The 24,152-nt window shown below is 62.0% G+C and carries 19 protein-coding genes; 15 read left to right on the top strand and 4 right to left on the bottom strand.

What is annotated here, in order from left to right:
• Positions 1 to 14 precede the first annotated feature (14 nt).
• From VVD49_RS18835 to VVD49_RS18810, 6 genes are all read left to right on the top strand, one after another.
• Positions 15 to 2,807 carry an ATP-binding protein gene (locus VVD49_RS18835; RefSeq protein ID WP_327600769.1) on the top strand — a complete coding sequence of 931 codons (2,793 nt, stop codon included), beginning with the start codon at positions 15 to 17 and terminating at the stop codon, positions 2,805 to 2,807.
• Positions 2,808 to 2,987: 180 nt separating this feature from the next.
• Positions 2,988 to 4,070, top strand: coding sequence for a GGDEF domain-containing protein (locus VVD49_RS18830; protein ID WP_327600768.1), 1,083 nt, complete (start codon positions 2,988 to 2,990; stop codon positions 4,068 to 4,070).
• Between the two features lie 250 nt (positions 4,071 to 4,320).
• On the top strand, positions 4,321 to 5,850 hold the full coding sequence (gene lysS / locus VVD49_RS18825; RefSeq protein ID WP_327600767.1) for a lysine--tRNA ligase: 1,530 nt from the start codon (positions 4,321 to 4,323) through the stop codon (positions 5,848 to 5,850).
• Between the two features lie 215 nt (positions 5,851 to 6,065).
• The gene (locus VVD49_RS18820) at positions 6,066 to 6,662 is read left to right on the top strand and encodes a phosphoribosyltransferase family protein (protein WP_327600766.1); all 597 of its coding nucleotides are present in this window, start codon (positions 6,066 to 6,068) and stop codon (positions 6,660 to 6,662) included.
• A 197-nt stretch (positions 6,663 to 6,859) separates the two neighbouring features.
• A complete protein-coding gene (locus VVD49_RS18815; RefSeq protein ID WP_327600765.1) occupies positions 6,860 to 7,198 on the top strand; it encodes a helix-turn-helix domain-containing protein in 339 nt (112 codons plus the stop codon).
• The gene (locus tag VVD49_RS18810; protein WP_327600764.1) at positions 7,188 to 8,420 is read left to right on the top strand and encodes a type II toxin-antitoxin system HipA family toxin; all 1,233 of its coding nucleotides are present in this window, start codon (positions 7,188 to 7,190) and stop codon (positions 8,418 to 8,420) included. The genes VVD49_RS18815 and VVD49_RS18810 overlap by 11 nt, the downstream gene beginning before the upstream one ends.
• 16 nt (positions 8,421 to 8,436) lie before the next feature.
• Here the strand turns inward: VVD49_RS18810 and VVD49_RS18805 are convergent, their stop codons facing one another.
• A complete protein-coding gene (locus tag VVD49_RS18805; protein ID WP_327600763.1) occupies positions 8,437 to 9,840 on the bottom strand; it encodes an HD-GYP domain-containing protein in 1,404 nt (467 codons plus the stop codon).
• A gap of 150 nt (positions 9,841 to 9,990) precedes the next feature.
• Here VVD49_RS18805 and mnmC point away from each other — a divergent pair, with 150 nt between their 5' ends.
• Positions 9,991 to 11,907, top strand: a complete 1,917-nt coding sequence (mnmC, locus tag VVD49_RS18800) for a bifunctional tRNA (5-methylaminomethyl-2-thiouridine)(34)-methyltransferase MnmC2/FAD-dependent 5-carboxymethylaminomethyl-2-thiouridine(34) oxidoreductase MnmC1 (protein ID WP_327600762.1) — start codon at positions 9,991 to 9,993, stop codon at positions 11,905 to 11,907.
• 198 nt (positions 11,908 to 12,105) lie between these two features.
• Here mnmC and VVD49_RS18795 read toward each other — a convergent pair whose 3' ends face one another.
• The gene (locus VVD49_RS18795) at positions 12,106 to 13,182 is read right to left on the bottom strand and encodes a rhamnogalacturonan acetylesterase (RefSeq protein ID WP_327600761.1); all 1,077 of its coding nucleotides are present in this window, start codon (positions 13,180 to 13,182) and stop codon (positions 12,106 to 12,108) included.
• 312 nt (positions 13,183 to 13,494) lie between these two features.
• Between VVD49_RS18795 and VVD49_RS18790 the strand changes: the two genes are divergently transcribed.
• On the top strand, positions 13,495 to 13,923 hold the full coding sequence (locus VVD49_RS18790) for an OsmC family protein (RefSeq protein ID WP_327600760.1): 429 nt from the start codon (positions 13,495 to 13,497) through the stop codon (positions 13,921 to 13,923).
• 37 nt (positions 13,924 to 13,960) lie between these two features.
• Here the strand turns inward: VVD49_RS18790 and VVD49_RS18785 are convergent, their stop codons facing one another.
• Both VVD49_RS18785 and VVD49_RS18780 read right to left on the bottom strand, forming a co-directional pair.
• Complete coding sequence (locus tag VVD49_RS18785; RefSeq protein WP_327600759.1) at positions 13,961 to 14,344, bottom strand: cupin domain-containing protein; 384 nt, start codon at positions 14,342 to 14,344, stop codon at positions 13,961 to 13,963.
• A gap of 8 nt (positions 14,345 to 14,352) precedes the next feature.
• Positions 14,353 to 15,129 (bottom strand): class I SAM-dependent methyltransferase, encoded by a 777-nt coding sequence (locus VVD49_RS18780; RefSeq protein ID WP_327600758.1) that lies wholly within the window; start codon positions 15,127 to 15,129, stop codon positions 14,353 to 14,355.
• A 250-nt stretch (positions 15,130 to 15,379) separates the two neighbouring features.
• Between VVD49_RS18780 and VVD49_RS18775 the strand changes: the two genes are divergently transcribed.
• The 7 genes from VVD49_RS18775 (at position 15,380) to VVD49_RS18745 (ending at position 24,134) form a co-directional block, all read left to right on the top strand.
• Positions 15,380 to 15,913 (top strand): sigma-70 family RNA polymerase sigma factor, encoded by a 534-nt coding sequence (locus VVD49_RS18775; protein WP_327600757.1) that lies wholly within the window; start codon positions 15,380 to 15,382, stop codon positions 15,911 to 15,913.
• A complete protein-coding gene (locus VVD49_RS18770) occupies positions 15,910 to 16,656 on the top strand; it encodes a DUF3379 family protein (RefSeq protein ID WP_327600756.1) in 747 nt (248 codons plus the stop codon). Before VVD49_RS18775 ends, VVD49_RS18770 begins: the two co-directional genes overlap by 4 nt.
• A gap of 89 nt (positions 16,657 to 16,745) precedes the next feature.
• Positions 16,746 to 17,309 (top strand): chlorite dismutase family protein, encoded by a 564-nt coding sequence (locus VVD49_RS18765; protein WP_327600755.1) that lies wholly within the window; start codon positions 16,746 to 16,748, stop codon positions 17,307 to 17,309.
• 118 nt (positions 17,310 to 17,427) lie between these two features.
• A complete protein-coding gene (locus tag VVD49_RS18760; protein WP_327600754.1) occupies positions 17,428 to 19,203 on the top strand; it encodes a glutamine--tRNA ligase/YqeY domain fusion protein in 1,776 nt (591 codons plus the stop codon).
• A gap of 73 nt (positions 19,204 to 19,276) precedes the next feature.
• Positions 19,277 to 19,615 carry a hypothetical protein gene (locus VVD49_RS18755; RefSeq protein ID WP_327600753.1) on the top strand — a complete coding sequence of 113 codons (339 nt, stop codon included), beginning with the start codon at positions 19,277 to 19,279 and terminating at the stop codon, positions 19,613 to 19,615.
• Between the two features lie 295 nt (positions 19,616 to 19,910).
• On the top strand, positions 19,911 to 20,330 hold the full coding sequence (locus VVD49_RS18750) for a response regulator (RefSeq protein ID WP_327600752.1): 420 nt from the start codon (positions 19,911 to 19,913) through the stop codon (positions 20,328 to 20,330).
• A 303-nt stretch (positions 20,331 to 20,633) separates the two neighbouring features.
• On the top strand, positions 20,634 to 24,134 hold the full coding sequence (locus VVD49_RS18745; protein WP_327600751.1) for a response regulator: 3,501 nt from the start codon (positions 20,634 to 20,636) through the stop codon (positions 24,132 to 24,134).
• Positions 24,135 to 24,152: the final 18 nt, after the last annotated feature.

Genomic DNA, 24,152 nt, shown 5'->3' with positions numbered 1-24,152 from the left:
GATCAAGAGACCACATGTTCCACATACGCGATATCGAACTGGTCCACTGGGACTTCTGGCGCCGCTTCACGCTGCCGCTGGATGCACAGATCATCACCATCGTCGGGCCGAACGGCTCCGGCAAGACGACCCTGCTCGACGCCATGCGCACGCTGTTCGCGCTCAAGTGCTCGGGCAAGCGCGACTTCCGCCGCTACGTGCGCCGCGCCAATGCGGGCTTCGCGTGGATTCGCGCCAACGTCTCGAACAAGCCGGGCTCAACCGGCAAGCGCCCATTCTTCCCCTGCCTCAAGGACGATGTGACGCTGGCATGCCGCGTCAAACGTGCGGCGGGCGAATGGACGCGCGAGTACTGCATCGAAGACGGCATCGTGACCGTCGAGCAACTGGAAGAAAGCGCGCAGTTCATCGGCCTGCGCGATTACCAGTCGCGCCTCGCCTATGCGGGCCTCACGCCCGCCATCGCCAAGGTTTTGTCGCTGGAACAGGGCGACACCGACAAGCTGTGCGAATACTCACCGCGCTCCCTGCTCGATCTCGTCTTCGACGTGTTCGGCGACAAGGAAGTGCTGGACAACTACCAGGCCGCACGCGAAGAGCAGAAGAGCGCACAGCGCGAGCTGGAGTCCCTGGCGCTCGACCTCGACCGCCTCAAGACACAGTCGGAAGGCAAGCGCGTCGAAGCAGATCGCTTCCTGGAATGGCGAAGCCTGCGCGGGGAAGCCGATGCGCTGGAGAACGATGCTATCCCGCGCCTGGAAGTCGGGGATCTGCAGATCGAGGTCGACAGCTGGCGCGAGAAACTGCGCAGCGTGCGCGACGATCTGGCCTCGTCGGAACGCGTGCGCAGCGAGTCCGAAGCGCGCGTCGGTGGTCTCGCCGCCGAAAAGAGCAATGCCGAAACGCAACTCAAGGAAGCCGCCCAACGCGTCAAGGAATGCGATGCGCAATGGCTTACCGCACGCGACGCCTTGCGCGACATCGACAAGAAGCTCGGCGAGCGCGACGCCCTGCGTGAGCGTGTTGCCAAGGAGCACGGCTCCGATGCACTGAGCTCTGAAGACGCGGCCGCCAACGCCTATGCCGACTGGCAAGCGGCGCGCGCCAAGGTCAAGGAACTGACCGCGCGCTTCGAGGAAATCAGCGAGCGCCTGCGCGAATCGCAAGCACGCAGCGGCCCGCCGATGGACGCCGATGCGCAGCGCTTCCGTGGCGCCTTGAATGACGCAGGCATCGAACACCAGTTGCTCTCCGACATCGTCGAAGTCACCGACCCGGCCTGGCAAGGCGCGCTGGAAGCCATCCTGCGCCCCTACCGCTCGCTGGTGCTGCTGGAAGATGAAGGCGACCGCCACAACGCCTGGGCACTCGGCGAACGCGAACGCTTCCGTCACTTCATCGTCTCCGACCGCAGCCCTGCTCCCGCAGCCACCCCCGGCAGCCTGCTGGAGATCGTGAACTTCGCCGGTGATCCGCCGAAGTGGCTGGCTGAACTGCTCAACCGCATCCGCCGCGTCGACAACGCACAAGCCGCTGCCAAGCTGCCGCGCGAGCAGGACTGGATCACCAAGGACGGTTATCACCGCGAGCGTCGCGGCGCACGTCACCTCTCCGTGCCACTGGATTTCTGGTTCGGCGAACTGGCGCGCACTGCGCGTCTCGAAGCCCTGCAACAAGAGGTTAGCGAGCTCGACAAGCAACTCGCCTGGGCGCACAAGAAGCAGGAAGCGGCCGAGAAGACCATGCAATCGGCGCGCGAGAAGCTGCTCGGCATGCAGGCCGCCGAACTGATGCTGGCGCGCGCCGCCGAATTCGAGGCCGCAGCGCAAGACAGGCCTGCCGCGCAGGAAGCGGTCGGCCGCACCGAACAGACGCTCAATGCGGCCAAGGCCGAGCTGGATCAGTGCAAGGAGCGTCTGTCCGGCATCGCCATTGAGGCCGACCGTCGCAATCGCGACCTGGCCCAGGCGCGCGATACGCTCAATCGCCTCACGGCTGACGCACGCCCGCAACGTCTCGAACAGACCGCCCGCCTGTTGCGCCTGCGCAGCAAGCGCCGTGGCGTGCCGCGTCACTTGCTGGAAACCGATGCGCTCAATGAATTCGCCGAGCACTACGGTGGCCTCGCTGGCGCACGCAACGAGTTGTCGCGCCTCAAGCGCCGTCTCAACGAAGGTGAATGGCCGACCGACGAGAACGTGCTCATCGTGCGCGAGAAGCTCACGCAGGAATTGACGCAACGCCAGAATGACTATGGCCAGCGCATGTCCTATTCCGAGCGCGCCAAGAGCATGGTCGAGGACGCCCGCGCCGCCTACATCGCCAAGCTGCGCTCGACGGTGAAGCAATACGGCAAGAACCTGCGCGCGCTCGGCGACCTGGCGGGCCTGCATATCGAATGCCCGATCCCGACGCTCGACAACGATGATGCAACCCTGTCGGCAGCTGGTCTCGAAGTGCAGTTCGACTTCGACCAGAAGGGTGCGCAGAGCCTCAACGACGGTGAGGCCTCCGGTGGCCAGCAGGTCATGAAGTCCTTGATCCTGCTGGTCGCGTTGCTGATGGACGATGCCCGCCCGGGCGGCTTCGTCTTCATCGACGAGCCGTTCGCCCACCTCGACGTGGCCAATATCGACCGCGTCGGCGCCTTCCTGCGCGCGACGCGGGCGCAATACCTCATCACCACGCCGGTGACGCACAACGCCAACGTGTTTCAGCCTGCCCAATTGACGCTGGTGACGCGCAAGAAGAAACCGGTAGACGACTGGGCGCCGCCCATCGGCGTCTTGCGCCGCCAGATGGACTGATCGGGCGCCAGACAGGCTCCGGGCGGGCGCCCGGAGCCTGTTTTGGCAAGAAAAGTGCACAAGTGGGCAAGTTTCGCCCACCTTGCAGCACGTCAGGGTTCAAGCTGGCGACTCCGGCGGCCGTTACCTGTCTTTATGACAACCTGACCGCCGCCAGTGCACGACGATCTTCCGCCCTCGATGAGATCAGAAACCGCCCTACTGCACCTGCTGAAAAAGCTGCAGTCGCTCGAAGCATCGCGCGACAGACAGGCCATTGCAGAATCGGTCGTGGTCGCGGCTCTGGAGATCCTGAACGCCCGCTCGGCGATCCTGCACGGCGTGAAACCCACTCCACACGGCCTGGTCAGCATCCCCGTCGCATGGGCGATCCGCGGCGGCATCTCGTCGACGACAGATCTCGACAACGCCGACATTGATGACAACCTGATCGCGGCGGACCCCCTTCTGGAAGATTGCGCGGCATCCCCCGGCGGCATTGCGTCTGCCAAGGAAGATGATCATCTGCGCCTGGCGTTTTCCATCAGCCAGAGCAACACAACCGTCGCCATTTTTGAAAGCCTCTGCGACGAACCGCCGAGCGACGCCATTTTTGAATGCGTGCGTGAGTTACTGAGCATCTATGCCGAGCACCTCGTCCTGCTGGACTACGCCGAACTGGATACCCTCACCCGCTTGCACAACCGCAAGACCTTCGACGAGAACTTCGACCGTTTCATTGCCATTGCCGAGCAGGCGCGGCGGCGGAGCACGGACGAGCCGATCACGGCCGAAGGTCTGGCAGCCAAGCACTGCTGGCTGGGCGTGATAGATATCGACAAGTTCAAGCGCATCAACGACAACTTCGGCCATCTTTTCGGCGATGAAGTGCTGCTCCGCGTGGCAGAAGTGATGAAAAAGAGCTTTCGCGCCAGCGACAAGCTGTTCCGCTTCGGCGGTGAAGAGTTCATCGTACTGCTGCGTTTTGTCACGGCTGAAAACGCCCACCTCGTCTTCGACCGCTTCCGCCAGGCCGTCGAGCATCACGAGTTCCCGCAAGTCGGCCAGGTCACCTGTTCGATGGGCTATATCCAGATCGACCCGTCGCTGGCGCCAGCGGAAATCCTCGGCCGTGCCGACGAGGCCTTGTACTTCTGCAAGGAAAACGGCCGCAACCAGATCAACCGCTACGAAACCCTGGTGCAAACCGGCTTGATCCAGGGCCCTGTCGTTCCGGTTGCGAATGAGGATCTTCAGGCCGATATCGACGCCCTCTTCGATTGAAATGCTGGGTCAGGCTACTGCGTAGCCCGGGCTTGAAACGGTGCGGCTCGCTGGATCGAAGTGCAGCTCCGCCTCAGTTGGCAAAATCGGTTTCAATCGCAGGCCGCTCGCTACGCCTGCCACACCATTTCAAGACTTGCCTTGAATTCAAAACCCTTCTGGATGTGACACTTAGTCGCTGATCCGTCACAATATCGGGCTTCGCGCGCCATTCTGGCGCGGCCCGCATTGCGTATCGAGATCAGACCACATGTCCGGACAAGACAACCAGAACACCACTCCGGGTGCCGATCAGGCGCCCGCACAAGACGAAAACCACATCATCGCCGAACGCCGCGCCAAGCTCGCCAAGTGGCGCGAGACGGGCAAAGCCTACCCGAACGATTTCCGCCGCAAGGAACTGGCGAGCAATCTGCATGCGGGCTTCAGCGAGAAATCGACGGAAGAGCTCGACGCGAATCCGACCGTGGTGTCGATCGCTGGCCGCATCATGCTCAAGCGCGTGATGGGCAAGGCTTCGTTCGTGACCATCCAGGACATGTCCGGCCGCATCCAGCTCTACGTCACGCGCGATGGCGTGGGCGAAGACCTCTATGCCGATTTCAAGACCTGGGACATCGGTGACATCGTCGGCACGACCGGCCCGTTGTTCAAGACCAAGTCCGGCGAGCTGTCGGTGAAGTCGGAAACGGTGCGTCTGTTGTCCAAGTGCCTGCGCCCCCTGCCCGACAAGTTCCACGGCATGGCCGACGTCGAGCAACGCTATCGCCAGCGCTACCTCGACCTCATCACCAGCGACGAATCGAAGAACACCTTCATCGCGCGCAGCAAGCTCGTGTCCGCGATCCGCAAGTACATGGACGGCAACGGCTTCCTCGAAGTCGAAACGCCGATGATGCACCCCATCCCCGGCGGCGCATCGGCCAAGCCTTTCGTGACGCACCACAATGCGCTCGACATGCAGATGTTCCTGCGCATCGCGCCAGAGCTGTATCTCAAGCGCCTCGTTGTCGGCGGTCTCGAGAAGGTCTACGAGATCAACCGTAACTTCCGCAACGAAGGCGTGAGCACGCGTCACAACCCCGAATTCACGATGATGGAGTTCTACGAGGCTTATGCCGACTACAACTCGCTGATGAACTTCGTCGAAGACCTGCTGCGCCACACCGCACGTGAAGCGCTCGGCACCGAGACCTTCACCTACGGCGGTCGCGATCTGGATCTGTCGCAACCGTTCGATCGCCTGACCATGGTGCAAGCCGTGCTCAAGTACTGCCCGCAATACACCACCGAACAACTCGGTAACGAAGCGTGGCTGCGCGAGCAACTGGCCGGCATGAAGGTCAAGGTCGGCGCGGACACCGGCCTAGGCGGCCTGCAGCTGCTGTTCTTCGAGGAAACCGCTGAAGCCCAGCTGTGGAACCCGACTTTCATCATCGACTACCCCGTCGAGACCAGCCCGCTGGCGCGCGCCTCGGATGCAAATCCAGGTATTACCGAACGCTTCGAGCTGTTCATCGTCGGTCGCGAAATCGCCAATGGCTTCTCGGAGTTGAACGATCCGGAAGACCAGGCCGAGCGCTTCCTCTCGCAGGCCAAGGCCAAGGATGCGGGTGACGAAGAAGCGATGTATTACGACGCCGAGTACATCAAGGCGCTGGAGTTTGCGCTGCCCCCTACGGGTGGCTGCGGCATCGGCATCGATCGCCTGATCATGCTGCTGACGGACAGCTCCGCCATCCGGGATGTCATCCTGTTCCCTCAAATGCGGGCTGAATGACGGATAAATCTACTGCGCGGGCTGATCTTGAAACTGTGCTGCTCGCTGTACCAAAGTACAGCTCCGCTGCGCGTTTCAACCTCTACCCGCTCGCTACGATTTCTCCGACATTCAACTTTCGCAAGATCAAGAGCACACTCGGCGAAACGTGATAAAAACGCAGGGGAAGCGAGAAATCGCTTCCCCTTTTTCGTTTCTGCCCGAAGGTAATCCCCATGTCCGCAAACCTGAACACACCTTTCCCCGAACTCATCCGCCGCATCAAGGACGAAGGCATTGTTCAGGGGAACGACATCCTCAAGATCGACCACTTCCTCAACCACCGCATCGAGCCCTCGTTCATGCAGCGCATGGCGAAGGAAATCGCACTTCGCTTGCGGGACTACAAGCCCGAGTTGATCCTCACCGCAGAGGCCAGCGGCATCGCCCCGGGCCTCATGGTCGCGCTCGAGCTCGACCTGCCGCTGGTGTACGCGAAGAAGTACCACCCCGAAGTCGAAGTCCCCATGCTTTCGCGCGTGCTGCCCTCACCTACCAAGGGCGGCAGCTACCGCATGGTTCTGAGCCAGAAATACCTGCCTGAGGGCGCGAAAGTTGCCATCGTCGACGACTTTCTCAGCAATGGCCGCACGGCTACTGCGCTCATCGAGATGGCGCGCGAGGCGAGGCTGGATGTGGTGGCGGCCTCGTTCCTCGTTGCCAAGACATTCAAGCAGGGCTATCGCGAGATCGCAGCTGCGGGGGTGCCCGTGGTGACGCTTGCCGACGTCGAAGCCTTGCGCGACGGCAAGGCAATCATCCGCGAAAGCTGAATCTGCCACGGCGATTGGCGCCGGCTGCGTTCGGAGCTTCGTCGCCCGGTCACGCCAATACAAACACGCTGAGCACCGCGCTGGCGGACTGTCGGAATGCATGCTGGCGCCTGCGCAGCCTTGAAACCCTTCCGTCGGCCGCTCCACAAAAATCAATATATTGACTCTTAAGGAACATAAGAGTCATTATATTGATCATGCAATCCAATATTTCCAGATCCTTGCCACCCGAAGGCGTGCTCAAACTTGAACGTCTGGGCGAGCGCCTGCGCGCGCATCGCGTGCTGAATCAATGGACCGTCGCGGAAATGGCCGAGCGCCTGTTCTGCTCGCCCGGGACGTATCGCGCACTTGAGGCGGGCAAGCCAACGGTAAGCCTCGGCACGCTGGCGAGTGCGCTCTGGTTGCTTGGCCAGGCTGATACGCTCGATGCCGTAGCGCCAGCGCCTGCAGGGCTCGCAACGGGGCGCAAAGTACGGCGCAAGGCAGGCAAGCTGGCACCCGGAGAAATAAGCGAGGCCGAGCGTGATTTCTGAGCGCGCGGTCTATGTCGGCGTTGTTCTGCCCGGTCAGCCCGCGCCAACGCCGGCCGGCTTGCTCAAGCTCGCGCGCCGCGAAACCATCGAGTCTGGCTCGTTTGCCTATGGTTTGCGTTACCTCGACGCTGCGGGCGCGCTCGCACTCAACCCCGACCACCTCCCTTTACGCAAAGAGGTATTCGACCTGCCGGAGAAGCGCCTGCGCGACGGCGGGGCCCTGCCCTTGAGCCTGCGCGACGCATTGCCTGACACCTGGGGACGCGCGGTTCTCGAAGCCCAGCACGGCCCGATGGATGACATCGACGTCTTGCTGCAGACCAATGCGGATCGGGTCGGCGCGCTGGTTTTCTCGGAACAGCTACCCATGCCAGCCGGAACGCCAGACGCAGGGATCTATGAACTCGCGCAGCTGGCAGAAGCCGCACGCCGTCTCGAGTACCACATGGAAGTGCCCAAGGCCCTGCAGCGCTTGTTGCGCCAGGGTGGCAGCCTCGGCGGTGCGCGTCCCAAGGCAACTTTCGTGCATGAGGGGCGGCGCCATCTCGCCAAATTTCCTGCCCGCGACGACGAGCTCGATGTGCCTGTTCTCGAGGCGGGCACGCTGGCCATGGCGCAGGACTGCGGCATCCGTGTGCCTGCCTTCTTCGTGCAGCAGATCCCGAACGGCAGCGCGCTCGTGCTGGCACGCTTCGACCGCATCGGCCCTATCGAACGCGAACAACGCCTGCACTACCTCTCGGCCTCGGCCCTGCTCGATGTGCCCTATGAGTCCTCCGCCGGCAGCTATGTGGAGCTCGCCCAGGCTTTGCGCCGCATATCGAGCGAACCGGCTGCCGACCTCGAGGAGTTGTTCCGGCGCATGGTATTCAACATCGTCGTCGACAACTGCGACGACCACATCAAGAACCACGGCGTGCTTCGCATCGATCATGGCTATCGTCTGGCGCCGGCTTTCGATCTCGTCCCCCAACGCCTGCACCTCGGAAACCAGCAGTTGGCAATCCTGCCGGGGCGCTTCGACTCGCATCTCGACCTCGTGCGCGAGGCCGCGCCGCATTTCGGTCTGGGGATGGAGGCTGCGCAGAAGATCACCCACAGCATCGTGCAGATCGTGCGCGATACCTGGCAGGGGCGAATGGAGGAGTACGGTGCGCGCGAAGAGATGATTCGCGTACTCAAACCCCATATGGAACGTCAGCTGCTCGACATCAGCCGCTGACGAGAGATAGCAAGGGTCATATCGACTCGATCGCCGCGCGATCCATCCGCGCAATCGCCGCCTTCAGCGCCTCGAAGCACAGAGGATCGATCGCCGTTCCTACCGTTTTCGCCATCATCTGCAGGGTCTTGTCGATTGGCACGGCGGCACGATAGGGGCGATCTGCCGTGATGGCATCGAAAATATCCGCGGTGGTAATGATGCGTGTCTCGATACTGATGGCGTCGCCCGCCAGACCACGCGGATAACCGGTGCCGTCGAGCTTTTCATGGTGCGCACCTGCTACGCGCGCCAGCTCTGAAAAAGCGTCGATACGCAGCAGGATCTCTTCGGTGTAAGCCGCGTGCTTGCGCACCGCTTCCCATTCACTGATATCCAGCTGACCAGCCTTGTCGAGCACGGTATTGCTGACACCCAGCTTGCCGACGTCATGCAATAGCGCGCCGCGCTTGAGCCAGCGGCGACGCTCCATCGGGAAACCCATCGCCTCGGCGATCAGATCGGTAAACAGCGCCACGCGCGCACTGTGCCCGCTCGTGTAGGGGCTCTTGGCGTCGACCACCTGGCCAAATGCCGCAGCGATGTCGTCCAGGTAGTCGTCATCCAGCGCCACCTCTGCCTGACCTGGCGCCAGGGTGTAGATGGCCTGATCGATCTGTGGCGAAGCCAGCATGCCCCAGAACGCATCTTCCTTTGCCACCACCTGGAAAGCCCGCACCAGCCCGGGATCGAACCAGCGTCCTTCGCGACGCATGATTTCAGCGCAAGCAGCTTCCCGGCCATCACTCTTGAAGAACACATCAACAACCTGCGCCAGCAATGCAATGCGCGAGTAGACCGGGATCTCGTTGCCCTGCTTGCCTTCAGGCTTGCCGCTGCCGTTCCAGTGCTCGTCGAGGTTCTGAATGCCTGACGCGACACCTTCGGAGAAGCGCAACATGCGCGCGATCGCCGCGCCACGATTGCAACGCGTTTCGATCAGCTCGCGCGAGATTTCTTCTGCCTGCGTACACGCCGTCACGATTGCGCGGAAGCGCTCGGCAAGGCCCGCCTTCAGCCCGGTGTGCGACAGCACGAAATTGAGTGCCTTGGGCAGGCTGTCACCGACCCATTTGAAATCACGCTTGAAGCTCAGGTCGTCCGTGAGGTACAGCTCGCAGATGCGTGCAGCATTGCTGCTGCAACCCAGATCCTTAAGCAGCAGCACGTAGTAAAGCTGGGCCAGCTCTTCATCCGGCAGGCCGATCTGCTGACCGATATGCATGCCTATCCAGCAGCAGCGGACACAGTGCCCGGCGGGCTGACCCTCAGTCATATCGAGCGCATAGCTGAGGGCGCGCATGAGTTCGGACAAGCGCAACGCCGGGCGTTCTGCCTGGACGCCGAAGCGCCTCCTCGTATCCAGTGGTGTACTGATCATGCGTTCCATCAAGGTATTAACGGCCAGATCCGCCAGAGCGTATATCGCCGTTTGGTAAGATTCGTGTCAGATCGCACGCCCTTGCCGTGCAGGCTTTCTTCCGTCAGCCCTCCCAGCCTCGATCCTCCCCTCTGTCCTTCAGACTCGAACGTGCCTTTACCGACCCCAGCAACCCTGCAGCCAGCCTCCCTGACCTTGAACGGGGATGGCACGCCCTGGTCGGCGCAGTACGACGACATCTATCACAGCAACAAAGGGGCGCTTCTGCAGGCAGAGCACGTCTTTCTCCGGGGCAACGGCCTGCCGGAGCGCTGGCGCGACAGATCGGTTTTTGTCGTACTCGAAACGGGCTTCGGTCTTGGCCACAACTTTCTCGCCACGTGGCAGGCCTGGCGTGACGATCCACAGGCTTGTGCGCGCCTGCACTTCATCTCGGTAGAGCAGCACCCGTTCTCGGCGGAAGACCTGGGGCGCGCGCATGCCATGTCAGGCGCCCCGTCGTCACTGTCGCAACAGCTGCGCGCTCATTGGCCCATGCTGCTGCCCGGTTTTCATCGCATCGAACTCGACGGCGGCCGAGTGGTGCTGACCTTGCTGTTTGGCGAAGCCGCGCAATTGCTGCCGCAGTGTGTAGCCAGGGCCGACGCGATCTACCTGGATGGATTCGCACCACAAAAGAATCCCGACATGTGGTCCCCCGCCGTCTTCGCCGCCCTGGCAAAGCTCTCGCACGGCGGCACCAGCGTGGCGACCTGGTCGGTCTCGCCGCCCGTACTCGCCGGGCTTGCAGAGGCGGGTTTCGAGGTACGCAAGACGCAAGGCTTCACCGGCAAGCATCACATGCTGACGGGCGAATTTCGCGGCCAGACAAACGCAGAGACAGCGGCAGCCGCAATACCAAAGACCGCGCTGGTGATCGGCGCCGGCCTCGCCGGCACGGCCATCACCGAGCGCCTGGCGGCGCGCAGCTGGCAGGTCACGCTGGTCGATGCCCAGGCAGCGCCCGCCCAGGGCGCTTCCGGTAACTTCGCGGGGGCCTTCCGCCCGCAACCGAGCCGGGATGACAACCTCATGGCGCGCGTTACCCGTGCCGGCTTTGCGTACCAGTTGAACGATCTGGCGACGCTGGCCGGGCACGACAATCCCGCGCGCTGGTCGCAATGCGGAGTCCTGCATCTGGCACGCGATGCGGTACAGGCCGGCAAGCAGATGCAGACCGTCGAATCACAGCAGCCCCCGGCAGATTTCATGCAGTGGCTGGACGCTGAAAGCGCGTCACGGATTTCCGGCCGACCCTGCGCTTTTGGCGGCTGGTGGTTTCCTCGAGGCGGCTGGATCAGCCCGCCCAGCCTGTGTGCAGCACATCTTGCACTGGCTGCACGCTACCCGGCTGCACACATCGAAACGCGCTTCAACAGTTACGTCGCGCGTGTCGAGTACCGCGACCAGCAATGGCATGCGTACGACAAAGACGACGAGCAGATTGCCAGTGCAGCCCATCTCATCCTCGCCAATGCGCACGACGCACATCGCCTGCTCGGCAAGGAATGGTTGCCGCTCTACAGCGCACGGGGCCAGGTCAGCCATATTCCTGCGGAGCAATTCACTCCGCTCGATACCGTCATCTGCGGCAGTGGCTATCTCACGCCCGCCATCGATGGCTGGCACGCACTCGGCGCAACCTTCCTGGTGAACGATCCGGACACCGGTCTGCGTGCCGAAGAGCATTCGGAGAATCTTTCCAAGCTCGATCTCATGCTGCCCGGCACGGGCAAGGACATCGACGCGGCCTCGCTGGGCGGCCGCGCAAGCCTGCGCCCCGTGACGCCCGATCGCCTGCCGCATGTCGGTGCCTTGCCGGTGCAAACGCTGCGCACGACTACGCCACTAGCAGAGCTGCCGCGCGAGCCGCAGCTATGGTTGCTCTCAGGCTTCGGCGCGCGCGGGCTGGTATGGGGAATGCTGTGCGCCGAGTTGTTGGCTTCGCAGATCAATGACGAGCCATTGCCGCTCGAACGCGAACTGGTCGATGCGATGGACGCTGCGCGTTACCTGCCACGCAAGTAACCGGGGCGTTGGCGGCAAGTTCGGTCCGGCGCGATTCCTGAAGCAGGGGCTGGCCATGCCCGCAATACGACGGACACGACAATGGCCAGTACTGCTTCGTCACCTGCGTCATCGCGGGCATGGCCCGCTCCTGCAGCCAAGAAAAAAGGCCGGGGAAACATCTCCCGGCCTTTTTTCAGTGGCAATACAGCGCCGGTTTTACTTCAGGTACTGGACCAGCGGCGAGTTCAGGTCGCGCAGACCATCGACCACCAGCTGGCCGACAGCAATCGCGCCCTTCTCGCGGAAGTGCGTGTTGTCTGTCGTGTCAGAGGTATAGCCGGGGAAACCTTCCGACGCGAGCACATACAGGAAGTAGGCCTTGGAGCCCGCATCGCCCACGCCCTTGAAGAAGGTCATGCTGCGCGCGGTCAGGTCGATGACGGGCGTGCCCGTTGCCGAACCAAGATTGCGCACGGCTTGCGGGTAGTCACCACCCTTGGTCGTGATGTGGCTGTTCTTCATGTTGCCCGAGCCATCGGTAGCGAAGGTGCGACGCGTCACCGGCGTGATCAGGATCGGATGCGCGCCAACGCTCTTCGCGTAATCCACATAGGTCTTCAGCGTGTTGTAGAAGGTCGTGGCAGCCGGGTTGCCGTCTTCGTCGTTGTGACCGAACTGGATCAGGATGTAGTCGCCCGACTTCATCTTCGCCTTGATGTCAGCGTAGTTCGAGGTCGTCAGGAAGCTCGTCGTGCTGGCACCCGACTTCGCGTCATCAACAATGGTGGCCGTGCTCTTGAAATACTGCTGGAACGGTTGACCCCAACCCATGCGCGGATACCTGTCGCTGCCGTACAGGCTGGCCGTCGAGTCACCCGCGATGAACACCTGGATGGCCGCGGTGCTGACCGAGCTGCTGGAGCTCGACTTGGACGACGACACGGACGAGGCCACGGATGAGGAAGAAACGGAAGACTTCGAGCTGGAGCTCGACGATGCCGCTACGGAGCTACTCGAGCTGCTGGCCGTAGCCGTTGCAGGGTTGTAAGAGCACCACGAGGCGTTGCTTGGCGCGCCCGGGAAATTTGCCAGCGAGCAGACGAAGCTGCCGGTACGCACGACATTGGGCGAGAACACGCCGGACTTGCCCATGGTGGTCTCATGGGTGCCGGTCATCGTGCAGGTGGCGCCAGGTTGTGCGCACTTGGTCCAGCCGGACGGTGCATCAGCCGCGGCAAATGCGCCGCTCGAAAGAACGAGCGCGAGCGCGCCCAGAACAAGCCTGAGTTTCATTTCTGTCTCCTGTATCACGGGGCATTTGCCGGCATGCGCTGCCGGTCTTGAAATACATGTCCCGCGTTTCTTTGTAATGGTCTGTAGCGCCATCCGTGCAGGATGGGCCGGGATGCAGGATGTCGTTGTTCGCGAGGCGGCGCTTGATCCGGATTGCCAAAATCGCGCCCGGCCGCCGCGATCTGTTGAAAATATCACCCACACCCCAACCATTGCAGCATGGAGAAGCGTCGCCACAGTCCTTTGGCGTACACGCCTGCGCTAAAATCGCGCCTCACCAATCCGCATCATTTATCAGAGAGTGACGACGTAATGGAATGCACGGTCAAGTGGGCGAGCGACGCCAAGTTCATCGCTGAAACAGGGAGTGGTCACGCGGTGATCATGGAAGGTGCGGGCGATCTTGGTGGCAAGAACCAGGCGCCGCGTCCGATGGAAATGATCCTGCTGGGTGCTGGCGGCTGCACGGCCTATGACGTGGTACTCATCCTGAAGCGCGGCCGTCACGCCATTGAAGGCTGCGAGGTCAAACTGACGGCGGAGCGAGCGGAAGTCGACCCCAAGGTGTTCACCAAGATCCACTACCACTACACCGTCACAGGCCGGAACCTGAAGCGCGAGGCCGTGGAGCGTGCCATCAAGCTGTCAGAGGAAAAGTACTGCTCTGCCTCGTTCATGCTGGCGAAGACTGCCGAGATCACGCACGACTTCAGCATCGTGGATCTGGCTGCAACGGCCTGAGCTTCACGGCCACGGGCCGCGATCTCCCGCGGCGCTCTTATGCTGGCTGTGCAGGGCCTTCGAGATCGACGTACGCCTCGACCACAAAACGGGGCGTACAGATCGCCAGGAACACAAGGTCGGCGTCGCCGGTATTGCGGATGCGCTGACGCTCGCCCGGCGGTATCACCACCACATCACCAGGCTCCACGGGCATTGCGGGCAGCTTGCCGACTTCGACGCTGCCCTTCCCTGCCAGGATCACGTAGCGCTCTGCGATGCCGTCGAGGCCGTGCCAGCGCGTCGTCACGCCGGGCAGGACGCGGGCACGGGCAATCGATGCGGCAGCGTCGTCCGGCGAGTTGGACCATTCGGTGATGTAGCAGCCTTCGCCAAAGAAATATTCAGGCGTGCAGGCGTTGAACAGGATGCGTGGCTTCATGCACGGCATTATGCCGCCAGCCGCCCCGTCCGCAGCCGCAGTGGCCAGCTGATGCGATGCTGGTGATAGGCCTCACCCCACACATGTACAAGACGCGCGGCGAGTAACAGCACGGGATCAACGCCTGTCGCCTGCCGATAAGCCTCGCTGGCCGTCCAGCTGCGCAGATAGCCCAGCAGTTGCGGCAGGCTCCAGCAGATTTCCAGCTTGAATGCAGGCGCAGCCTCGCTGCTTTCCTCGAACGGAAATGGCAGGTCAGCGTAGCCGTTGTCGACGTGACGACGCTCTTTCGGCCAGTAAGCGCCCACGATCCGCGTGCGGAACTCCTCCAGCAGGGCTGATATTTCTTCGTCCTCGATATCGGGCGCGCCATAACTCCATACGGCAAGTACACCGCGCGGCACCAGCACGCGCCTCACCTCCGCGTAGAAAGCCTCCAGATCAAACCAATGCAGCGCCTGCGCCACCGTGACGAGATCGACCGTGCCGCTCTCGATGCCGCTTTCGTGCGCCGGCGCCACCTGGTAGCGCACATCGCGACGGGGCGTGGCGAGGGCGATCTGTGCCGCGCTCAGGTCGGTGCCGATCACCGACACGAATCGTTCGGCCAGCCCTTGGGTCGCACGGCCACTGCCACAAGCGCAGTCCCAGGCAAGCTGGCGGCGCGGCGCCAGGCCCGCCAGGTAGTCGAGCAGACTGTCCGGATAACAGGGGCGAAACTTTGCATGGCCCTCGGCCACCCTGGAGAAGAGCCGTGCTGCAGTTGGAGCCGAATGTTCAGACACACCGCCACCTTTCACCCCGGCGTCATCAGGACGCCTGAAAACACTGCCATGCCTCGGTCGCTCCATGCGACGCCCATGACTTCACGATAGGAACCGGGGGGATATTCACATGGCTCGTCGCACGGCAGCCGTGCCCCTTGTCACGACTGGATGCGCAGTAAATATTTGCGACGCCCTGTAAGCTCTGGCGCGCTGCGCCGGTCTTTCGCTACAAGGACGCCACAACGGCAATCAGGAAACAATCAACGCCATGCTTGTACCGATTTTTTCGCGACTACGGCAGAAGCACTTCGATCAGGTGGTCCGCGCCTACAGCCCGGAGCTGTTCCGCTTCGCCTACTGGATGTGTCGCGACCGCTTTGTCGCCGAAGATCTCGTGCAGGAGACCTTCTCACGCGCCTGGACCAACTGGGACAAGCTGCGAGACCCCGAGAACCCCAAGCCCTGGCTGATGACCATCCTGCGTAACGAGCATGCGCGACTGTATGAACGCAAACAATTCGACTACGTGGACGAAGCGCCAGAGGACCTGGACATTGCGGCGGACCACGACGCCATCGAGCTCTACGATCTGGAAAACCTCATCGGCAGCCTGCCGCTGTCACTACGCGAACCCTTCCTGTTGCAGACGCTTGGCGGATTCTCCTGCAGTGAAATTGCCGAACAGCTCGAAACGACAGAGGGCGCCATCATGGTCCGTTTGACCCGCGCTCGGCAAACCCTGCGCAGCACGCTGGAAGCCAGTCCAGCCAATGCCAATAACTGGTCAAGGAAGTCGTCATGACCCAGCAAGCCACCCACAACACCGGATACTCCGACGGCGCAGCCTATGTCTGCCTCGATTTCCGTCGCGAGAAGCTCGCCGATCCCAAGCGTATTTCCAGCGCAGCGCAGGAACACCTCGCCAGTTGCAGCATGTGCCAAGCCTTCGCGCGGCGCATCGACAAGACGGAAGCCGCAGTCGCCGAAACGCTCTCTGTACCGCTGCCCGAAGGCCTCAACGACCGCATCCTCCTGCGCGTACACAAGGGTCGGAAATCCGCCTGGCGAGCCCTCGCGCTTGCTGCCTCGGTAGTGCTCACCGTTGCGGTCAGCCTGCACATCGGCAACGAATCTGGCGGAGACAGTGCCCAACTGGCGATGGCCGCTGCTGCACATGCGGGCGATGAAACGGCCGAGATCCACTCCCACAAGTCGCTCGACGCCAGCCAGTTCGGGCTTGTCCTGTCGAACTTCGGCGGCGCCATGCAACAGCCGCTCGGGCAGGTGCGCTACATCCACTTCTGCCCGATCGAAGGCTTCGGCATGGGCTGGCACATTGCCTACGACACACCGCAGGGCAAGGTCACGCTGCTGCTCATTCCGGGCAAGCACGGCGGCCCTGATACCCAGACCGTACAGCTTGAAGGCATGCAGGTGCGGGTGCAGCGCGCTGGCCAAGGCTATTACGCGATCATCACCAATAGCATGCCCAGCCTCGAAGCGGCCGACCGCGACCTCAAGACCAAGGTGCGCTGGTCGAGCTGAGTGTCGGGCCAAGGCTTCGACGGAATGACATTTGCTTGAATCCCGGTGCAACGCGCAACACCGCGCGTGAACAAGACCGGGGAGTCGGAATGAGCAATAGATTGTTCGTCTTCACAGGTGGCACCAGCGGGCCGTGGCGTGTGATCAGTGCGCGCACCCTTGCAGGTGAAGGGCTTCAGGAGGTCGGTCGGCTGCACGTCAGGGGTGCCGATGAGTCGCCCCCGGCCGGTGCATCGCAGTGGTCACTGCAGGGCATCACCAGCAACGAGCGCTACGTCGAGCGCGCGGAAAAAGAGCAGCTCGTCGCCAGACAGGAAGGCCTGGCACGGCCTGAAGCCAGTTGCGCCGCGCTGATCCCGATTCGCAAGAGCGCCGCGTGGTGGGCACTGACGCAAGACGAGCGCAGGCACATTCTCGAAGAGCAGTCCCACCATATCCGCATCGGGCTCGAGTATCTGCCCGCCATTGCACGCCGCCTGCACCACTGCCGCGACCTGACGCAGCCCGAACCGTTCGACTTCCTGACCTGGTTCGAATTCGCGCCGGAACACGGGAATGCCTTTGACCTGCTGCTTGAACGCCTGCGCGCATCGCCCGAGTGGCAATACGTCGATCGCGAAGTCGATATCCGCCTGACGCGCGACATGGCTTGAAGAAAGGCTGCGCTGCAACAGACAGATACGTCTCACCGCAGCGCACAAAGCCTACAACAGCTAAAATGCCGGTTACCCGTCTGCGCATGCGCGGACAGCCACATCAGGAAACCGGCCAGTGACCGACCCCAAAGACAAGCCCGCAGCCAGCACCAACTTTCTCAAAAACATCATCGAAGCCGATCTCGCGGCCAACAAATTCGCTGTCCGCCGCTGGGGTGGCCAGCCGGGAGACGCTGCAACGCACGCCGCCGGCGAGGCCGATCCAGCGAAGATCCGCACACGTTTTCCGCCCGAGCCGAATGGTTACCTGCACATCGGCCACGCAAAAAGTATCTGCCTGAACTTTGGCCTGGCGCGTGACTATGGTGGCGTGTGCCACATGCGCTTCGACGACACCAATCCCGAGAAGGAAGAGCAGGAATACGTCGACGGCATCCTCGACGCGGTGAAGTGGCTCGGCTTCGACTGGACGGCCAACGGGCAGGAGCATCTGTTCCACGCCAGCGACTATTTCGACTTCATGTATCACGCGGCCGAGCACCTGATCAGCCAGGGCCACGCTTACGTCGACCAGCAGACGCCCGATGAGATGCGCGCCAACCGCGGCACGCTGACCGAACCCGGCAAACCCTCGCCCTGGCGCGACCGCCTGGCCGACGAGAGCATCGCCCTGTTCCGCGAAATGCGCGACGGCATGTATCCGGACGGCAGCATGATCCTGCGCGCGAAAATCGACATGGCATCGCCCAATATCAATTTGCGCGACCCCGCCATCTACCGCATCCGCCACGCCGAGCATCACCGCGCGGGCAACCACTGGTGCGTGTATCCGATGTACACCTTTGCGCACCCTATCGAAGACGCGCTCGAACAGATCACCCACTCCATCTGCACGCTGGAGTTCGAAGATCAACGCCCGTTTTACGACTGGCTGCTCGCTCGTCTTGCAGAAGGCGGCCTGCTCGCCGCGCCGCTGCCGCACCAGTACGAATTCGCACGCCTCAACCTAACCTACGTCATCACCAGCAAGCGCAAGCTCAAGCAGCTCGTGGATGACAAGCATGTCGACGGCTGGGACGACCCGCGCATGCCCACCATCGTCGGTCTGCGCCGTCGTGGCTACACGCCGGAAGCCATCCGCCTGTTCTGCGAGCGTATCGGCGCGAGCAAGCATGACAGCTGGATCGACTACAGCACGCTGGAAGGCGCACTGCGCGAAGACCTCGACGAGAAGGCGCCACGCGCCATGGCCGTGCTCGATCCGCTCAAGCTCAAGCTGACCAACTGGGAGCACTGCTTCACCAGCCGCACCGAGCCCTGCCACGCGCCGGTGCACCCGCATCACCCTGAGATGGGTCAGCGCCGCTTCGACCTGACGTCCGAACTGTGGATCGAGCGCGAAGACTTTCTCGAAATGCCGACCAAGGGATACCAGCGCCTCTACCCGGGCAACATGACGCGTCTCAAGTATGGTTGCGTCATCAAGTGCACGGGTTGCGAGAAAGATGCCGATGGCAACATCACCGCCGTACTGGCCGAAGTCGTGCCCGACACGAAAAGCGGCACGCCGGGCGCTGACAGCGTCAAGGTCAAGGGCGTCATCACCTGGGTGTGCGCACGTGAAGCGCTCAAGGCAGAAGTGCGTCTGTACGACCGCCTGTTCAGCGAAGCCCATCCCGATGCAGGTGGCCGCGACTTCCTCGAAGCGCTCAATCCGGGCTCCAAGCGCATTGTCACAGCCTATGTCGAACCGGGCCTGGTCTCATCGCATGCTGGCGAGAGTTACCAGTTCGAGCGCCACGGCTACTTTGTCGCGGACCGCAAGGACCACACCTCGAAGACGCTGGTGTTCAATCGCACCACGACGCTGCGCGATACGTGGAGCAAGTAATAGCTGGCGCAAATAACAGCTGGGGCGAGCAAGCCCCGTTGCCACCAGGAGAAGAACGGAGATGAGGACTGACATGAAGATGCGGCCCGCAACACGACTCAGCTTTTTGCTCCTTGCTCTAGCGCTCCTGCTGCCCGGTTGCGGCAGCCTGCCGGGCTCAAGCACGCCCGGCAATGCGATCTCGCCGAACAGCAGTCACAAGTTCCAGTGTCACCCGGCCTCACCGGGCCAGTGCAGCTACGCGATCTTCAACGAAAGCGGCAGCGTACGGGAGACCTTCACGCTCGCGCCGGGCGAAGCGCATGAAGTCGCCAACATCCTGCCGCGCACGAAGTTCTGTCTCGCTGTCGAAAAACCTCTGGATCCCAGCAAATGCCAGCGCCTGGGGCTAGATGGCAAGCCGGCCAAGTGAGCCGCATTCTGCTGCACCGCACACTTCGCGCAAACGCCCGGCTTTCGCGACATTGCTAGTGACCCACTTCACGCGCTGCCCGACGACTTAGGTCGTACAGTCCCGTGCAGATTGCCCGGACATCAAAGGGGCCGTCACAACACGGGGAACTGCAATGAAACTCTTTGGCTGGCTTCGCCGGAAGCCTGTAAAAACTGAACCGGAAGAAGATCTGTACATCGTCCCGAATACCGTGACGGTAATGCCGGTAAATCGACGCAGGCAAAAGCGCATCGACCCTCGGCCAGGCACGCAAGTGCTCATCATCGACGACTCGACGACTATCCTCGGCACCCTCAATAAATACCTCAAATCAGTCGGCTGCCTGACGCTCGAGGCTGGCAATGCGGAGAGTGGCCTGGAGATCGCACGCAACGAACGTCCACACCTGATATTCCTGGATGTCATGTTGCCCGGCATGAATGGCTACTCCTGCCTGCGCAAGATCCGCCGCGACCCCGATCTGCAGAACATCCCCGTCATCGCCATGAGCGGCAGCGAAAAAGCCGCCGAGTACTATTTCGGCAAGCATTCCGACGCCGACGATTTCATGAAGAAGCCCTTCTCACGCCAGGAAGTCTTTGCGCGCATCGAACGCCTGCTGGACGTCAATCGCGTGCCACGCCGTGCCATCAACGCAACGGCAACGGGTGATGCGCTGGAGATCCAGGAGTAATCCGGACGGCGCCCTCACCGCCTGACACGTACAGGGCAATCCGGCGAGCCAGGCGCCGGATGCTTCCTGCTGCTTGACGAGCCCATGCGCTGATCATGCGGCCCTGAGCAGGCCAAGGTAGCCCTCGCCCGGCCGCCCGTCGCATCCTGCCCGGTCGAGAGCTTTCATCTTGTGCGTGGCGCTCTCGAAACTGAGGCAAACTACACCCACACTTCGAGCAGGCGACCGGGCAAGCGGATGGCATCATCAGCAGGTGGATGAGCCAGATCGCAACCAGCGCAGACTCACACAGTTGGGGGCGACATGAATTCCATTGCGATAGCGCTGGAGAGGCAGAATCTCAAGACCAAGCTGATGCTGGGTTTTGGCGCAATGCTGCTGATCACGCTGGCGATCGGCTTGAACGGCATCAAGATGCAGGCCGAGCAGAATGATTCGCTGCAGGACATCTACCATGACGACCTGCTTGGCATTACAAACGCCAAGGACGCACTGATCCATTTCTCGCAGCGCGGGCGATCCTTGCGCCAGGCCATCCTCGCCTCCGATGAGGCAAGCCGCGAGCAGGCGCTGGTACTGGTCGACGACGCCCAGACCTCACTGGACAAAGCACTGCAGGAGCTTCAGCCGCGCATCGTGCGAGAGGAAAACCGCAAGAACTTTGCCGAATTCGAAGTGGCCTATGGCGCCTACCGGACCCTCGTAGAGGTGGCCGTCGACAAGCTCAGACAGGGAAAGGTGGACGAAGCCCGGGCGGTCGCTGCTGACCCCGAGTTCCAGAACTTCGGTCTGCAGGCAAATGCAGCACTCGATCGGCTGACCAAGGTAAAGGAAGAAGCCGCGCACAAGAAGATCCTGGAGAGCGATCAGCACTATGTGCGGCAGCGTCGGTTTACCGCCCTCTGCCTGGGGCTAGGTCTGGGCTTGGGCATATTGTTCGCAGTGCTGGTGGGACGCTCGGTACGCCTTCCCAGCCAGCGCCTGCGCCAGGCAGTGGAGGACATGGCCGAGGGGCATCTGGACAAAAGCATCCCGCATACCGGATACCCGAATGAAGTCGGCTCGCTTGCACGCTCGATCGAGGTGCTCCAGACAGAGCTGCGCAAAGGCAGGCAGCTGGAAGAAGAAGTCAAGCGCATGAACTTCCTCTCCGACATGGCCATGGACCAGACCAAGGGCGGCATATGGGTAGTCGACTACGGCAACCCTGACTATGTCTTCATGCCGGAACGCACAGCAAGACTTCTGGGAGAAGAGATCAAACCGGGTGGCGGGCTATATCACTTGCAACACGAGTGGTACGAACGCCTGCTGGAGGCGGACAAGATGCTGGCACCGGAACAGGCATGTGCGGAGCAGACAGGAAAACGCTACCAGGCAACGATAGATGGTGAGAACGACAAGTACGAATCCGTCTATGCCTACAGGCGTCCTGCAAACGGCCAGATCATCTGGCTACATGCATACGGCAGAGCCGTGCGTGATGAGCAGACCGGCAAGATCCTTTTCATGTACGGCGCCTATCTGGATATCACCGCCCAGAAGGCAGCCGAAGACGAGCTCCGTCTGGCCCGCGAACAAGCCCTGACAGCCACGCGCGCAAAGAGCGAGTTCCTCGCCAACATGAGCCACGAAATCCGCACGCCGATGAACGCCATCATCGGCATGTCACATCTGGCACTGCAGACAGATCTGGACAAGCGTCAGCGCAACTACATCGAGAAAGTGCAGCGTGCCGGCGAAAACCTGCTCGGCATCATCAACGACATTCTCGATTTCTCGAAGATCGAGGCCGGCAAGCTGACGGTCGAGCACATCGACTTCAGCCTAGACGATGTCATGGATCACCTCGCCAGCCTGATCGGCCTGAAGGTCGAAGACAAGGGTCTGGAACTGCTGTTCCACATTGCCCCGGACGTGCCTACCGACCTGATTGGCGACCCATTGAGGGTAGGCCAGGTGCTGATCAACCTTGGCAACAACGCGGTGAAGTTCACCGAGCGTGGCGAGATCATCATCGCCATCGAGCGCGTCTCGGGCGATGACGAATCGGTAGAGCTGCACTTCAGCGTCCGCGATTCGGGCATCGGCATGACCGCGGAACAATGCGCACGACTGTTCCAGTCCTTCAGCCAGGCCGATGCGTCGACCACGCGTAAATATGGTGGCAGCGGACTCGGGCTCGCCATCTCGCGGAATCTGCTGGAGATGATGGATGGCCGCATCTGGGTTGAAAGCGAGGTCGGCAAGGGATCGACCTTCCATTGCCACGCCCGCTTCGGCCTGCAAAAGACTCCGAAGCCACGTCGCATGTTCCATGCAGATGAGCTGCTGGATACGCGGGTGCTGGTGGTGGACGACAATGCCGCGGCACGCGAGATCCTCACGGCAATGGCCAACACGTTCGGCCTCAAGGCGGACATCGCCACGAATGGCCGACAGGCTGTGGACATGGCCATGGAGGCAGAGCAACGCTCGCAGCCTTACGACATGATCCTGATGGACTGGAAGATGCCAGGCATGGATGGCGTCGAGACAGTCCGGCAACTGCGCGAGACGAAGCTGACGCAAGCACCCGCCATCATCATGGTGACCGCGTATGGCCGCGAAGAAGCCCTGAGCAGCGCCGCAGAGCATGGCGTCAACCTGGACTCCGTCCTGCCCAAGCCGGTTACGCCCTCTACCCTGCTCGAAGCCATTGGTCTCGCACTTGGCAAGGGCACTCTGCTGGAAACGCGCGCCAGCGAACGCAACCAGCACTACAGCGACGCCATGGCCAGCCTGCGAGGTGCCCGCGTGCTGCTGGTCGAGGACAATGACATGAACCAGGAGCTGGTCATCGACCTGCTGGGCAAGGCCAACGTCGAAGTCGTGGTGGCCGACAATGGACAGATCGCGCTGGACATCCTTGCGCAGGACACGCGCTTCGACGGCGTACTGATGGATTGCCAGATGCCCGTGATGGACGGCTACGAAGCCACGCGCCTCCTGCGACGCAACCCGGCTTTCGACCAGATGCCGGTGATCGCCATGACAGCCAATGTCATGGCCAGCGACAAACAGAAAGTACTCGACTCCGGCATGCAGGACCATGTCGCCAAACCCCTGAACATCGGTGAGATGTTTGCCACGCTGGCGCGCTGGATTCATCCCGGCGGGAATACCGCGCCAATCCCCGGGCGGACGACATCCACCGCAGCGGAGACCATTCCTGCCATTGCCGGTATCGACACGCAGGCGGGCCTGGCGACGAGCATGAACAGCGCAAGCTTGTACAGGCGCCTGTTGAGCAAGTTCCACGAAGGCCAGCACGACTTTGCGCAGATGTTCGCAGCTGCACGCCAAGGGCAGGATGCGAGCGCGCCGACACGCCTGGCCCACACCCTCAAGGGGACTGCCGGCAACATCGGTGCGAGAGGCATTCAGAACGCCGCGGCCGAGCTGGAAGCCGCATGCCTCGCGAATGCCCCCGCAACAACGATTGACGACCTGCAGGACAAGGTCCTGCGCGAACTGCATCCTGTGATGGCTGCGTTGAAAGCACTTGAATCCGAAGCAGACACGGCCACGACCGCGCCAGCCACACAGGTAGATGCCGATCAGCTACATGCGCAGACACAGCGTCTGAGGCAGCTCCTCGCGGATAGCGATGCAGAAGCATCCGATCTGTGGGATGCACAGGCCGATCTTTTCAAGGCAGCATATCCACAGCACTGGCGACAGATCGGTACGGCATTGTCGAACTACGATTTCGAAATTGCAGCGGCCACGCTTGAGGCTGCTGAACAGCTGCGCAGCACCTGACATCCAGGCCGCGAAGGG

This window comes from Uliginosibacterium silvisoli (assembly GCF_036017035.1).
GTDB classification, from domain to species: Bacteria; Pseudomonadota; Gammaproteobacteria; order Burkholderiales; family Rhodocyclaceae; genus Viridibacterium; species Viridibacterium silvisoli.
The sequence above is the reverse complement of the archived record's forward strand: the minus strand, read 5'-3'. Positions and strand labels throughout refer to the sequence as shown.